This is a genomic window from Comamonas sp. (assembly GCF_036643215.1).
Classification (GTDB): domain Bacteria; phylum Pseudomonadota; class Gammaproteobacteria; order Burkholderiales; family Burkholderiaceae_C; genus Comamonas.
In genome coordinates this window covers 100646-114684 of sequence record NZ_JAVXSJ010000011.1, presented here as the reverse complement: position 1 = coordinate 114684, position 14039 = coordinate 100646, and the positions used below count along the sequence as shown (strand labels likewise).

General features: G+C 60.2%; 7 protein-coding genes. 6 read left to right on the top strand and 1 reads right to left on the bottom strand.

All coding sequences use genetic code 11. The annotated features are described in order from the left end of the window. Positions 1–95: 95 nt before the first annotated feature. The gene (locus RSF91_RS09910) at positions 96–1040 is read right to left on the bottom strand and encodes a DMT family transporter (RefSeq protein WP_332568260.1); all 945 of its coding nucleotides are present in this window, start codon (positions 1038–1040) and stop codon (positions 96–98) included. Between the two features lie 339 nt (positions 1041–1379). On the opposite strand from RSF91_RS09910, the gene argH reads away from it, so the two are divergent. The 6 genes from argH (at position 1380) to RSF91_RS09880 (ending at position 13990) form a co-directional block, all read left to right on the top strand. Further along, complete coding sequence (gene argH / locus RSF91_RS09905) at positions 1380–2828, top strand: argininosuccinate lyase (RefSeq protein ID WP_332568259.1); 1449 nt, start codon at positions 1380–1382, stop codon at positions 2826–2828. Positions 2829–2926: 98 nt separating this feature from the next. After that, positions 2927–3907, top strand: a complete 981-nt coding sequence (locus RSF91_RS09900; protein WP_332568258.1) for a Bug family tripartite tricarboxylate transporter substrate binding protein — start codon at positions 2927–2929, stop codon at positions 3905–3907. Positions 3908–4058: 151 nt separating this feature from the next. Further along, the gene (locus tag RSF91_RS09895) at positions 4059–10073 is read left to right on the top strand and encodes an alpha-2-macroglobulin family protein (RefSeq protein ID WP_332568257.1); all 6015 of its coding nucleotides are present in this window, start codon (positions 4059–4061) and stop codon (positions 10071–10073) included. Positions 10074–10440: 367 nt separating this feature from the next. Then, positions 10441–12522, top strand: a complete 2082-nt coding sequence (locus RSF91_RS09890) for a BCCT family transporter (RefSeq protein WP_332568256.1) — start codon at positions 10441–10443, stop codon at positions 12520–12522. A gap of 110 nt (positions 12523–12632) precedes the next feature. Then, positions 12633–13028 (top strand): VOC family protein, encoded by a 396-nt coding sequence (locus tag RSF91_RS09885; protein WP_332568255.1) that lies wholly within the window; start codon positions 12633–12635, stop codon positions 13026–13028. Positions 13029–13108: 80 nt separating this feature from the next. Continuing rightward, entirely contained in the window at positions 13109–13990 is an 882-nt protein-coding gene (locus tag RSF91_RS09880) for an endonuclease/exonuclease/phosphatase family protein (RefSeq protein WP_332568254.1), read from the top strand. Positions 13991–14039: the final 49 nt, after the last annotated feature.

Here is a 14039-nt window from a genome sequence, read left to right as displayed (position 1 = left end):
TGGCCGATAGCCATGTGCGTAGGCGCAATCAGTCCGTTATCAGCCCGGTATGTGTCGGTTTGTTGCATCAGTACTTGCGCTGCCGCAGTGCTTTGTTAAACGTTTTTCACGGCCTTGAACCGTTTGAGCGACCAGACCACGCCGGCCAGAATCAGCGCGATAGGCGCCAGCTCGCTGGCCTGCGGCAGGCGCTGCTCATAGAGGTAGTGGTAGGCCAGTGCAAACAGCGTCTCAAACACCAGCAACTGACCCACAAAGGTAATGGGCAGGCGCTCGCTGGCGGCATTCCACATCCAGTTGCCCAGCCATGAGGAGAAGATGGCAACCGCCAGGTTCAGCAGCCAGAACATCTGCCAGCGTTCGGGTGCGATGGCGGGTGCATCGTTCTCGGGTGACACCAGCCACAGCAAGGCCCAGAGCAGGGCGCTGATCAGCCCCACCACCAATCCCCAGAGCGTGGACCATTGCGTGCCGTTGAACTGGCTTTGCGCCAGATAGCGGGTGTTGTCCAGTGCGTAGCGGCTCCAGCAGATCACGGCCAGAACGGCCAGCAGCACGCCCAGCAGATAGCGGCTCTGGCTGCCCTCAGGCGCGGCAGTCAGCGCGTGGGCGTTGATGAGCACAATGCCGGCCAGAATCAGCGCCATGGGTGCCAGCATGCGGCGCAGCGGAATCGCGCCGCTGGTGTTGCGGCCCAGCAGTGGCACGGTGACGGGAACCAGCCCCACGATCAGCGATGTGACGGCCATGCCAATCCACTGCACCGAAGTGGCGACGAGTGCGAAATACACCACGTTACCCGTCAGCGCTAGCCAGAGCAGGTTCCAGATATCGGCTTTTTGCAGCTTGGGCAGCAACTGCGCCGCCTGGGGCAAAAAAATAAACAGGGCCACCACGCCATACAGCACAAAGCGGCCAAAGGTGATTTGCAGCGGGGAGAACTCCGGCAGCATGGCCGGCACCAGAAAAATAGCGCCCCAGAGCGCGCAGGCCGCCAGCGCAAAGCCAAAGCCAGAAATGAGGGAAGAACGGGAGTGCATGCCGGGGCGGCGCACAAGCCTTGCAGGCTGCGGCCGGTGAGAAAGAAAGCGAAGACGGGACGATTTTCTGCGCAAGGCAAAAACCAGAGAACAGTAGCCAGATTCATGGGGTTTAAGCTAAATGGCCTTGTGGCGCTTATGTATCAAGCGCTGACAGCTATTGAAATATGAGTAATTGCCAGATGAAAACTGCTTTGTCGCAGTTGAAGGCAATGGCTCTGGGCTTGTCTGGCCCTGTGGGCGAGTCAGGCCGATAAAATCCCTGTTTCTGCTTTGCACAGCTGCCGCAGTCATCTTCTGAATTGTCGGCCTGTGGTTTTACGGGATTGCTGTCCTTACATGTCTACATCTGCTCCTTCGCACAACCAGCTCGACACCAAGGCCGAGGCCTGGTCTGCCCTGTTCTCTGAACCCATGAGCGACCTGGTCAAGCGCTACACCTCCAGCGTGTTCTTTGACAAGCGCATGTGGCAGGCCGACATTCAGGGCTCTCTGGCCCATGCCGAAATGCTCTCGGCCCAGAAGATCATTGGCGCTGACGACTTCGCCTCTATCCAGAAGGGCATGGCGCAGATCACTTCGGAAATCGAAGCCGGCAGCTTCGAGTGGAAGCTGGATCTGGAAGACGTGCACCTGAACATCGAAGCGCGCCTGACCGCGCTGGTGGGCGATGCCGGCAAGCGCCTGCATACCGGTCGCAGCCGTAACGACCAGGTCGCAACCGACGTGCGCCTGTGGTTGCGCGGCGAGATCGACCTGATTGAAGGCCTGCTCAAAGAGCTGCAACTGTCGCTGGTTGAAGTGGCTGCCAAGAATGTGGACGTGATCCTGCCCGGCTTCACTCACCTGCAAGTGGCCCAGCCTGTGAGCTTTGGCCACCACATGCTGGCTTATGTCGAGATGTTCAAGCGCGACGCCGAGCGCATGCTGGACGTGCGCAAGCGCGTGAACGTGCTGCCCCTGGGTTCTGCCGCTCTGGCTGGTACCACCTACCCGCTGGACCGCGAACGCGTGGCCAAGACATTGGGTATGGAAGGCGTGTCGCAAAACTCGCTGGATGGTGTGTCTGACCGTGACTTCGCCATTGAATTCACCGCCGCTGCCAGCTTGTGCATGGTGCACGTGAGCCGTCTGTCCGAAGAGCTGATCATCTGGATGAGCCAGAACTTTGGCTTCATCAAGATTGCCGACCGCTTCACCACCGGCTCGTCCATCATGCCCCAGAAGAAGAACCCCGATGTGCCCGAGCTGGCACGCGGCAAGACCGGCCGTGTGGTCGGTCATCTGATGGGCCTGATCACCTTGATGAAGGGCCAGCCCCTGGCCTACAACAAGGACAACCAGGAAGACAAGGAACCGCTGTTCGACACCGTCGATACGCTCAAGGACACGCTGCGCATCTTCGCCGAGATGATTGGCGGCCAGCTCAACCCTGCCACCGGCACCAAGGAAGGCGGCATCACCGTCAACGCCGAGAACATGCGTGCTGCGGCCTTGAAGGGTTACGCCACTGCCACCGATCTGGCCGACTATCTGGTCAAGAAGGGCCTGCCTTTCCGCGACGCCCACGAAACCGTGGCCCACGCCGTGAAGCTGGCCACCATGAAGGGTGTGGACCTGACCGAGCTGCCACTGGCAGAGCTGCAGGCCTTTAACCCCAACATCGAAGCCGATGTGTTCGAGGCGCTGAGCCTTGAAGGCTCGCTGAATGCCCGCAATACGCTGGGCGGCACGGCTCCGGCTCAGGTGCGTATCCAGCTGGCCAAGCATCAGGCTCGTTTGGCTTGATGACTAGCCGCACTGTGGCGTAACGATCACGCCTTGAAAGCGCCCTTTGCCGGGCGCTTTTGTTTTGGTTAGGCTCAAAAAATACAAGGAGAAAACACATGACGCAATCTCGTCGTCAACTGCTCAAGGCTGGTGTGGGGGCTGCAGCAGCATCGGCTCTGGGTTCGGTGGCCTGGGCTTCGTCGGGCCAGCCCATTCGCATTCTGGTGGGCTTTCCGCCCGGTGGTGGCTCGGATGCGATTGCGCGGCTGCTGGCTGAAAAACTCAAGGATGAGCTGGGCGGTGTGACGGTGGTCGTGGACAACCGCCCCGGCGCTGGCGGTCAGATTGCGGCGCAGTTGCTCAAGGCAGCGCCTGCCGATGGTCACACGCTGTTTCTCTCGCATGACCACACCATTTCTATCCTGCCTCAGGTTGTGAAGAAGCCCGGCTTCGAGCCGCAGCAAGACTTTATTCCCGTGGCAGGCATTGCTACGTTTGTGAATGCGCTGGCTGTTTCCAGCAACACGCCAGCCAAGAATCTGGCCGAGTACGTGGCATGGATCAAGGCCAACCCCAAGCGCGGCACGATTGGTATTCCAGCTCCGGCTTCCACGCCAGAGTTTCTGGTCAAAATTCTGGATGACCACTACAAGCTCGATCTGGTTGCTGCACCGTACCGCGGCAGCGCCCCGCTGCTGGGCGACATGCTGGGCAATCAGATTCCGGCAGGCATCGCATCGGTGCCGGACTTCATGGAGAACCACAAGGCCGGAAAGATGCGCGTGATCAGCGTGCTGGGCGCCAAGCGTCAGGCATCAATGCCCGATGTACCTACGCTGCTGGAGCAGGGCATCAAGGGTTTTGAAGAGCTGCCTTACTACGGCATCTTTGCGCCCAAGGGTGTGCCGCAGGCGTTTGTGGAGCGTTTTTCGGCCGCCGTAGGCAATGTGCTTAAACAACGTGACGTTTACGCGCAACTGACGGCATTGGGTCTTACAGTGGGATATATGAATCCTGCGCAACTGGCGGCCAGAGAGGCAGCCTATACCCGCGTCTGGACCGGTATCATTCAGCGCAGTGGGTTCCAGCCGCAGTAATTCGCGCTTGCAGTACATGCTCAAAGCCCTGCTCACTTGTGAGGCAGGGCTTTTTTGTTGATGCACTTTCCGCGCTGTCGTGGTGGATTCCAGACTCCAGATTCAAACAGCCAGAGCAGGTCTTGCGCCTGCTTTTAAAAAGGATGACTGTATGACCAAGCCGTACGCAACGACGGGCGGAACGGAGGGGCATGCGCCGCGCTGGCGCATGCTGCTGAATGCGAGTTTGCTGTGGGGCCTGAGCGCCGTGGCTGCACATGCAGCCGGTGTGCGCCAGTTCAGCCCGCAGGGTGATGTGAGCAAGGTGGGGCAGGTGGTCGTGCAGTTTGATGCAGCGGCTGTGCGCTTTGGCGACCCCAAGGCCGCCGCTCCCGTCAATCTGCAGTGCAGTGATGCTCAAGCCGCCAAGGGACAAGGCCGCTGGAACAGCGAAAAGGAATGGGTGTTTGACTTCACCCAGAATCTGCCCGCTGGCGTGCGCTGCACGGCTTCGCTCAATCCTCAGTTCAAAGGTGTCGATGGCAAAGCGCTGACGGGCGCTGCCAGCTATCAATTTCAGACGGGTGGCCCGCAGGTTGCTGATATCGCGCCGGATACCTATGAAGAGGTGGATGAGCAGCAGTACTTTGCACTGCGCCTGACGGGCGCTGCCACGGCAGATAGCCTCAAGCAGCGTGTCTGGTGTACGTCTGAAGGTGTGGGTGAGCGCATTCCTGTGCAGCTCATCGAGGGCAAGGATCGCGATGCCGTGCTCAAGCAGCGGCATTGGGACAAGGATGCCGCCAAGCACCCGCAGAACTATGCCGTGCTGGCCTGTAATCGCCGCCTGACTTCGGGCAGCAAGATGACCCTGGTCTATGGCAAGGGCGTGGTCATGGCCAATGGTCTGGCCAGCAAGGATGAGCAGCGTTATCAGTATCAGGTGCGCCAGCCGTTTTCGGCCGATTTCAGCTGTGAGCGTGAAAATGCCAACGCCGCCTGCCTGCCCATTCGTCCCATGCGCCTGTCCTTCAGTGCGCCTGTGCCGCGCAAGCTGGTTGAGGCGATTCGCCTGAAGAGTGGTGCCTCGGCGGTCGCTCCCATCATTGAGCAGAACGGCGACAAGCTGGCCGAAGACTCACTGGTGGACAGCGTGACCTTCCCGGCCACCATGTCAGCCAGCACCAAGTATGTGGTGGAGCTGCCCCCGCAGTTCAAGGACGCAGCGGGTCGCACGCTGACCAATGCCAACATGTTCCCGCTGGCCACGGCCACGGGCAATATGCCACCGCTGGTGAAGTTTGCCGCTTCGCCATTCGGTATTGTCGAGCGCTTTGCCGAAGGTCCCAAGGGCCCGGCGCTGTTGCCCGTGACGCTGCGCAATGTGGAGCCGCAGCTTACTGGCAAGTCTCTGGATGCCAGCGTGGTGCGCACCAAGAAGGGTGGCTCTGACGCGGACATCATCGCCTGGATCAAGAAGGTCGAGCGCTATGACAACTATAGCGTGGAGCGCAAGCGTGCTGCCCGCGATGTGAAGGTTTTGCCTCCGGTCATCAACGATGACAAGAACTGGGTGCAGACACGCATGCTGTCGCTGCTGGACGGCCAGAGCCAGACGCAGACGCTGGAGCTGCCCAAGGCGGCCAAGAATGACCCGCGTCCGTTTGAAGTGGTGGGCATTCCGCTGAATCCCGGCTTCCAGGTCGTCGAGATCGCCTCGCCCATGCTGGGGCAGTCGCTGCTTGATGAGGGCTATGGTGCGGGTCGCACCATGTATGTGCGTACCTCGGTGCTGGTGACTAATCTGGCCGTGCACTTCAAGCTGGGCCGTGAAAATTCCGTGGCCTGGGTGACGACGCTGGACAAGGGAAAGGCCGTGTCTGGTGCCACGGTTCAGATTTCGGACTGCAATGGTCAGGCCATTGCCTCGGCCGTGAGCAACGAGCAGGGCGTGGTGACCTTCAACGGTCTCAACCCCAATCCGCCCGACTGCCACAATGACGGCGACTACCGCAGTGCCTCCTATTTTGTGAGTGCCCGTGCCAAGACCGATGGGGGCGAGGAGCTGGCTTTTGTCTGGAGCAACTGGAACAAGGGCATCGAGTCCTGGCGCTTCAATGTGCCGACCAGCTCCAGCAGCAAGCGCGACGAAGTGGCGCATACCGTGTTTGACCGCATGCTGTTCCGCGCGGGCGAAACCGTGTCCATGAAGCATTACCTGCGTGCACTGACCGGCGCCGGCAAGAACTCCAAGGGCTTTGATCAGACTCCAGAAAAGCCCGACCGCCTGACCATTACCCATCTGGGTAGCGGCCAGCGCTTTACGCAGGCTTTGAGCTGGTCTGCCAATGGCAGCGCGATCACCGAGTTCCCTATCTCCAAAGCGGCGAAGCTGGGTGAGTATTCGGTCGAACTCGGCTATGAGAATGGCAACAACAGCGGTCGCCGCTCCAGCTTCAGCACCGGTGTTTTCCGCGTTGAGGAGTTTCGTCTGCCTGTGATGGAGGGCCGTGTAGGCCCGGCCAGCAAAGATGCGCTGTATGGCGCGAGCAGTGTGCCTGCTGAAGTGCAGATCAACTACGTCTCCGGTGGTGCGGCTTCTAACCTGCCCGTCAAGGTGTCGGCGCTGCTGCGTTCCAAGTCGCCAGATTTTTCTGGCTGGGATGGCTTCAGCTTCAACCCACCGCGCAGCGCGCAGGATGTGGGCAACAGTGATGATGAGGAGAGCACTGCCAGCGATGACACCAAGGTGGTGGCAGACAAGCTGCCCGTGACGCTGGACAAGAATGGTCTGGGCAAGGTCACGATCGACAAACTGCCCAAGTCCGCCGAGCCGCGCGAGCTGCTGATGGAGGCGACTTATGCCGACCCCAATGGCGAGGTGCAGACTCTGCGCGGCACACGCACTATCTGGCCTGCGGCCGTGGTGGCTGGCGTGCGTTCCGAAAACTGGATTTCGGTGGATCGTAAACTCAACTTTCAGGCGCTGACGCTGGATACGGCAGGTAAGCCGCAAGCCGGTGTGCCCGTGAAGGTCGAGGCTGTTGCGCGCATTACGACCTCCAGCCGCAAGCGACTGGTAGGCGGCTTTTATAGCTATGACAACCAGACCACGCTCAAGCCTTTAGGCACTATTTGCTCTGGCACCAGCGACAGCCACGGCCTGCTGCAGTGCGAGGCGCAACTGTCTCAGCCCGGCGAGGTGGAGCTGATCGTCAAGGCCTCTGACAAAGACGGGCGCAGCAGCCAGGCCGCTGCATCGGTCTGGGTGACGGGTAAGGGTGAGATCTGGTTCGGCGGCGAAGACCATGACCGCATGGATGTGCTGTCCGAGCGCAAGAGCTACGAGCCCGGCGAGACCGCACGCTTTCAGGTGCGCATGCCTTTCCGCCGCGCAACCGCGTTGGTGGCTGTGGAGCGCGAAGGTGTTGTGAGCACGCAGGTCGTTGAGCTGACGGGTGACAACCCAACGGTAGACGTCAAGATTGAAGAGAACTGGGGCCCCAATGTTTACGTCAGCGTGCTGGCGCTGCGTGGCCGCCTGATGGAAGTGCCTTGGTACAGTTTCTTCACCTGGGGCTTCAAGTCGCCGGTGGAGTGGTGGCGTGCCTTCTGGAGTGATGGCAAGGAGTTCATTGCGCCCACGTCGATGGTCGACCTCTCCAAGCCCGCCTTCCGTTTCGGCATGTCTGAAATTCGCGTGGGTTTGAAGAACCACACGCTTGATGTGAAGGTGACGTCGGACAAGAGCAGCTACAAGGTGCGCGGCACGGCCAAGGTCACTATCAAGGCCACGCTGCCTGACGGCAAGCCTGCTGCAGGTGCCCATGTGGCGCTGGCCGCCGTGGATCAGGCCTTGCTGGAGCTGATGCCCAACACCAGCTGGAACCTGCTGGACGCCATGCTGACGCGCCGCGAGTGGGGTGTGCAGACATCTACCGCGCAGATGGAAGTGATTGGCCGACGCCACTATGGCAAGAAGGCCGTGCCCGCAGGTGGTGGCGGTGGCCGTAGCCCCACGCGCGAGCTGCTCAACACCTTGCTGGTGTGGGCGCCCAATGTGGTGCTGGATGCCAACGGTATGGCGTTGATCGATGTGCCCCTCAACGATGCGCTGACCACCTTCCAGGTGGTGGCCGTAGCCGATGCAGGTGTGAGCCTGTTTGGTACAGGCCAGACGGCGATTCGCACCACGCAGGATCTGCAGATCATCAGCGGCCTGCCCCCGCTGGTGCGCGAGGATGACCAGTTCCGTGCCCAGGTGACGCTGCGCAATACCTCGGCCAAGGCCATGAAGGTAGAAGTGACGCCGCGCGCCACCATGCTGGAACTCAAGCCTCAGACCGTGGAAATTCCCGCAGGTGAAGCGCGTGAAGTGGCATGGGACGTCAAGGCTCCGGCCCAGCTATCAGGCACGCGTGCCGAAGCACTGATCTGGGAGATCGCTGCGCGTGACACCAGCGGTGGTGTCGACGCTGCGCAGGATGCCCTGAAAGTCAGCCAGCGCATCGTGCCCGCCGTGCCATTGACGGTACAGCAGGCCACGCTGGTGCAGGTGAACGGCACATACACCGTGCCCGTGAACCCGCCCGCGGATGCGCTGCCCGGCCGTGGTGGTCTGCAGATGTCGCTGGTGCCCAAGCTGACCGAAGGTCTGCCAGGCGTGCGTGACTGGTGGGCCCGCTATCCCTACTCTTGCCTTGAGCAGATCACCAGCAAGGCCGTTGGCATGAACAACGCCGAGCTGTGGGCTAGCACCATGGCGCAGCTGCCCAACTATCTGGACGGCGATGGTCTGGCCAACTATTTCCCATCAACGGATGGTGGCGTGAATCGCGGCAGCGATACGCTGACGGCGCACCTGATCAATCTGTCTGCCTTGGCGCAGGGCGTGGACAAGCGCTTTGTGCTGCCAGCGGCCGAGCGTGCGCACATGGAGGACGGCCTGATCGCCTTTGTGGAAGGCCGTATTCAGCGCAACTTCTGGAGCCCGCGCAAGGATCTGGACATGCGCAAGCTGGCAGCCATTGCCGCGCTGGCGCAGTCTGGCAAGGCCACGCTACGCATGCTTGACAGCATCAACGCCACGCCCAACCAGTGGCCCACGCATGCGGTCATCGACTGGGTGATGCTGCTGCAGCGCATGAGCGATGCACCGCAGCGTGATGAACGTCTGGCACAGGCTATGCAGATTCTGCGTGCCCGCCTGACCTTCAACGGCACGCGTGCCGGCTTCTCGACCGATCAGGACGATAGCTGGTGGTGGCTGATGCAGGGCCCCGACGTGAACCTGGCGCGCCTGATGCTGGTGACGATCAATGATCCCGCCTGGGCAGAGGACATGCCTCGCCTGGTCAGCGGCTTCATTGCGCGTCAGCAGGGCGGTGCCTGGAGCACGACCACGGCCAACCTCTGGGGGGCGCTGGCACTGCGTCGCTTCTCGCAGAAGTTTGAGTCCGAGCCTGTGGCTGGTACGACAGTCGCCACCATGAACGGCAACGAAGCCAAGGTGAACTGGGCCGATGTGAAGCGCGCTACATCTGAAGATGTGCAGGGTGCAGCCCATGCGACGAGCATGTTTGGTGAGCCTGTGCGAGCTGGTGGCTTGCTGAACAACAGCATGTTCATGCCCTGGGCCAAGGCCGGTAAGGGCCAGCTCAGCGTGACCCAGCAAGGCACAGGCAAGCCCTGGCTGACCGTGCAGTCCGTGGCGGCGGTGGCTCTCAAGGCCCCGTTCAGCGCTGGCTACACCATCAAAAAGACCATCACGCCGGTGGAGCAGGCGGACAAGAGCATGTTCGGTGGCGGCCAGTACTCACGCGGCGATGTGTTGCGCGTGACGCTGGAAGTGCAGGCCAAGACCGATATGACCTGGGTGGCGATTACCGACCCTGTACCCACGGGGGCGACCATTCTGGGTGGCGGTCTGGGCCGTGATTCGGAAATCGCTTCCAAGGGTGAAAAGCAGGAGGGAGCCGGCTGGCTGGCCTATGAAGAGCGAAGCTTCGAGTCCTACCGCGCCTACTACCAGTACCTGCCTGCAGGCACGACCAAGGTTGAATACACCGTGCGCCTGAACAACGCCGGTGACTTCGCCTTGCCGCCCACACGCGCCGAAGCGCTGTATGCACCTGAGATGTTTGGTGAGGTGCCCAACGCACGCGTGAAGGTCATCGACAAGCGCTGATGAGTTGGGGCTGATGCCTCGTCTTTAGCGGACTCGAGTTGAGTGAAAAATAGCATCCAGCGCTTTTGAAACAAGCACTGGGTGCTTTTTAATTGATGCCCCTGCCTGGGGCAGACACGTATCCTGCGACACATGCGAGACAGAAGTCGAATCCAGAACGATTTGCACGCATCTGCCCAGCTTGAGTGTCAGACGGCTTCGCAAAAATGTTGCCCTAAGATATTTCTGGCCGCCGTCCCACGCATTTCGTTTTGGTATTTACTACACAATGTGAGCTTCTGCAACCTAATGCGCCAAGACCTTTTGTCCGCTATGCCGGTGGGCATCTGACACCTGGATCATGGAGCACCTGCCAGGGGAGAAATCCATGCCTGAAGCCAGTGATAAAGCAACGGAAACCTCCAAGCCGTCTGCTGCCTCTGCGCCTTCGTCTGTGGGCGCTGGTGAGGATTCTGTTCCGCGTACTACCTTCGCCGCGCCGGTGGTCGTTCCTGCGCTATTGGCGCTGGGTGTTCTGCTGCTGTATTGCGGACTCATGCCGCAGCGTGCCGATGCCTTGTTCTCGGGTGTCCAGGCCTGGGTGGTAGGGCATCTGGACTGGTTCTACACGGTCTCTGTCACGCTGTTTCTGGTGTTTCTCGTGCTCGTCGCGGCCAGCCGTTTTGGCGATATCCGGCTGGGTCCTGACGATGCCGTGCCGGAGTTCAGTTTTCTCTCCTGGACTTCCATGCTGTTCGCTGCGGGCATGGGTATCGGTCTCATGTATTTCGGCGTCGGTGAACCGCTGCAGCATTATTTGAAACCGCCTACCGCTGCGGGAGGTACGCCGGCTGCAGCGCGTGAGGCCTTGCAGTCAACGTTCTTTCATTGGGGGTTTCATGCATGGGCGGTCTACGGAACCATGGGGCTGGTGCTGGCCTATTTTGGTTTTCGCTACAACCTGCCGCTGACCATGCGCTCAGGCCTGTATCCACTGCTCAAGGAGCGCATTAATGGCCCGATAGGTCATGGCGTCGATGCCTTTGCCCTGGTGGGGACGATCGCGGGGATCGCCACAACCTTGGGCTATGGCGCGCTGCAGCTGGCTGCGGGCTTGCACACATTGACGGGCTGGGACACGTCTACGATGGGGTTTCGCGCTGGGGTCATCGTTGTCGTGGTGGTGCTGGCGGGTATCTCGGCCGTATCGGGGCTGGACAAGGGCGTGAGGCGTCTGAGTGAATTCAATTTGTCGCTGTCCTTTCTGTTGCTTGGGTTTGTGATCATCGCTGGTCCCACGGTGTTTCTGTTCCAGGCACTCAGTGAGAATATTGGCAACTACCTTTCTGATCTGGTGCGGCTGTCGCTACGCACCTTTGCCTATGAACCGGCAAACGACCCGTCCTGGTTTGGCGGCTGGACCATTCTTTACTGGGCCTGGTGGATTTCCTGGTCACCCTTTGTAGGCATGTTTATCGCGCGTATCTCGCGCGGGCGAACCATTCGCCAGTTCGTCATCGGTGTGCTGCTGGTGCCGACGGCCTTTAATCTGGTGTGGATGACAGCCTTCGGCAATAGCGCCATCTGGATTGATACGCATGTGGCACAGGGGGCGCTCGGCCAGACAGTGGGCAATGTCGATGCCTTGCTGTTTCGTTTCTTTGAGTATCTGCCCTGGTTCAAGGTGGTGGCATGGCTCGCCATCTTGCTGATCGCCGTGTTCTTCGTCACCTCGGCGGACTCGGGTGCCTTTGTGGTGGACACCATCGCCTCGCGCGGCCACCCGCACTCGCCGGTCTGGCAGCGCCTGTTCTGGGCAGTAGTGCTCGGTTTGACGGCTCTGGTGCTGCTGCTGGCGGGCGGCCTCAAGGCCCTGCAAGCGATGACCTTGGTAGCGGCCGTGCCTGTGACCATGATCATGCTGGCGCTGTGCTATGGGTTATGGAGGGGACTGCTGGCTGACCGTGCGCATTTCACGCAGGACTTGGCACCGGCCACCAGTTTCTGGAGCGGCCTGCACTGGCGTAAACGTCTGGAGCAGATCGTGCAGCAGCCTTCGAGTGCGGATGTTGGCAAATTTCTTGCGGGCGTGGTGCTTCCAGCCATGCGAGAGGTTGCGGTCGAAATGCAAAAGCGTGGCGTGCAGGCTGTTGTCAGCGAGGAGTCTGTTGCCGATGGGGAATTGCGTCTTACGATTCCCAATCCGGCGCTGCGTGATTTCGTCTATGGCGTGCGCAGCACGCGTCGTTCCGTGCCTACCTTCATGGTGCGGGATGCGGCCAGCGAAAGCACACGTCGCCATGTTTACGAGCCCATGACCTTCTTCGAGGATGGTCGTCAGGGCTACGACATTCAGTACCTGCGATCCGAAGAAATCATTGCCGACATACTGCGTCACTACGAACGCTATCTGTCGCTCAGTGCAGATCAGCGCACTCAGCTGCTCAATCGCGCTCCTGGGCATAGTTGAACAAGGGCAGCTCGTGAGAAGAGAGGTGTCTGCTGCTTCTGTGCAGCACCTCATTCACGCGGGCGTCAAATGACGGGGCTACATTCAATGCTTTGTTCAAGGAGTTGAATATGGCCGGTCCCGCTGCTGCTGGTGTGCTGATTTATGCCAAGGATTTCCATCTTCTGGCCCGCTTTTATGAGCAGGTGCTGCGAATGCAGCGTTTGCATGCAGATGAGCACATCATCGTGCTGGAGTCCGCCGCGCTGCAGTTGGTAATTCATGCCATACCTGCCGAGATTGCAACGCAGGTCCACATCGGCACACCACCGCAGCGCCGTGCCGATGTGGCGCTCAAGTTCTTCGTCACCGTACCTGTGATTGCCGAGGCCGCAATAGCGGCAGAAGAGCTTGGCGGGCAGGTTTTTGATGAGCGCTGGCAAGGCCCTGGCTTTGCGGTCTGCAACGCCATGGATTGCGAAGGCAATGTATTCCAGCTGCGCGAGAATCTGCCCGCAGATCAGTAGTCGGCGCTGTAAAAATAATAGCTTCTAGCGCCTTAAAGATAAGCGACTCAGCCATTTTCAATGCATAAGAAAGCGAAGAGATGAAGATCCTGACCTGGAACACGCAATGGTGCTGCGGCATTGATGGGAAGGTCAGTGTGGCGCGTATCGTGCAGCACGCTTTGCAGATGGGTGAGCAAGGCGATGCTGGCGGTCTCGATGTGCTGTGCCTGCAGGAAATTGCAGTCAACTATCCCGATCTTCAGGGCAGGCCCGGCGACCAGTTGAGCGAGCTGCAAGCACTGCTGCCGGGCTGGCAGATCTTTCTGGGCGCATCCATTGATGAGTTCACCGCGCAGGGCCATCAGCGCTTTGGCAATGTGATTGCTACGCGGCTGCCGGTGCTGCAGGTTCAGCACTACCCGCTGCCCATGCCTGCCGATGCAAACATGCGTTGCATGCAGCGCATGTGCTCGGTGGTGACCGTGAGGGATGCGGCGCTGGGGCCGGTGCGCATCATGACGACTCACCTTGAATATTTCTCTAAACGCCAGCGCATGGCGCAGGCCCTAGCCTTGCGTGATTTGCAGATACAGGCTTGCGCGCTGGCCGATGCGCCGCCGCAGCCTGCCAGCGATGGATCGCCTTATCAAATCAAGCCACACACCCGCCATGCCTTGCTGTGCGGGGATTTCAACTTCGAGCCGCATGAGCCTGAATATGCGGCCTTGTCTGCACCTTGGGCAGCGGGCGAGCAGGGCAGTCTGCAGCCCGGCCAGTGGCTCAACAGTTGGAACGTGCTGAACCCGGGGCAGCCGCAGCCGCCAACATTCAGGCTGGTGGACAGAACCTGGGGCGCTGAGCCAGGTGCCTGTGACTTGATTTGGGTCAGTGAGAGCCTAAGTGAATATGTGCAAGCTTGGCGGGTAGATGGCTCTACGCAGTCGTCCGACCATCAGCCTGTGATGTTGACGCTGGCTTGAACTAACCGTTATGGTCGAGCTTGAAATAGACGAGCTGCAGCGCAAGCTG

Excerpts from the sequence above, each read along its gene's own strand:
- RSF91_RS09910 (WP_332568260.1), bottom strand. The coding sequence starts at position 1,040 with ATGCACTCCCGTTCTTCCCTCATTTCTGGCTTTGGCTTTGCGCTGGCG.
- argH (WP_332568259.1), top strand. The coding sequence starts at position 1,380 with ATGTCTACATCTGCTCCTTCGCACAACCAGCTCGACACCAAGGCCGAG.
- RSF91_RS09900 (WP_332568258.1), top strand. The coding sequence starts at position 2,927 with ATGACGCAATCTCGTCGTCAACTGCTCAAGGCTGGTGTGGGGGCTGCA.
- RSF91_RS09895 (WP_332568257.1), top strand. The coding sequence starts at position 4,059 with ATGACCAAGCCGTACGCAACGACGGGCGGAACGGAGGGGCATGCGCCG.
- RSF91_RS09890 (WP_332568256.1), top strand. The coding sequence starts at position 10,441 with ATGCCTGAAGCCAGTGATAAAGCAACGGAAACCTCCAAGCCGTCTGCT.
- RSF91_RS09885 (WP_332568255.1), top strand. The coding sequence starts at position 12,633 with ATGGCCGGTCCCGCTGCTGCTGGTGTGCTGATTTATGCCAAGGATTTC.
- RSF91_RS09880 (WP_332568254.1), top strand. The coding sequence starts at position 13,109 with ATGAAGATCCTGACCTGGAACACGCAATGGTGCTGCGGCATTGATGGG.